The following is a 471-nucleotide window of genomic DNA, read 5'->3' as shown; positions in this document are numbered from 1 at the left end:
GCGACGCAGAGCCTCCTGCGACTGCGGGCTGTGCACATCCTTGCAGCGGATGGACAGCAGGATCTGGCCGATGGCCACGCGCGCGCACACGCCCTGCGGCTTGCCAAAGGCTCCACGCATTCCAGTCTGCAGCCTATCGGCGCCGGCGCATGAAAGCATTTTGTTGATGCGGAGGACGTGGAAGGGGTGCACACGCACGCGCAGGTGGAACGTGTCCTTGCCCGCGTTCTTCACCATGTACTTGTTGGCTGCAATGCGCGCTGCCTCCAGCGCCTCACTGGTGATGTTCTCCTTCTCCCAACTGACAAGGTGGACGCAGAAGGGATACTGGTCTACTGGCGCCCTCTTTGCTCCCACATCGTAGATGCGAATCTTCGGGTCAGGCACACCACGGCAGTACCGTGACTTTGGGTACGGCTTATTCTTGATCTGCCGGTAGCACCTGGCTGGCCGGCGTCCCATGGTGGCGAG

Annotated in this window: 1 protein-coding gene; it reads right to left on the bottom strand. The window is 61.8% G+C overall.

What is annotated here, in order from left to right:
- The coding region (locus ON19_RS45220) for a 50S ribosomal protein L16 (RefSeq protein WP_043700686.1) at positions 1 to 462 on the bottom strand (462 nt) is incomplete at its 3' end.
- Positions 463 to 471: the final 9 nt, after the last annotated feature.

The organism is Nocardia abscessus NBRC 100374 (assembly GCF_000308455.1).
GTDB classification, from domain to species: Bacteria; Actinomycetota; Actinomycetes; order Mycobacteriales; family Mycobacteriaceae; genus Nocardia; species Nocardia abscessus.
The sequence above is the reverse complement of the archived record's forward strand: the minus strand, read 5'-3'. Positions and strand labels throughout refer to the sequence as shown.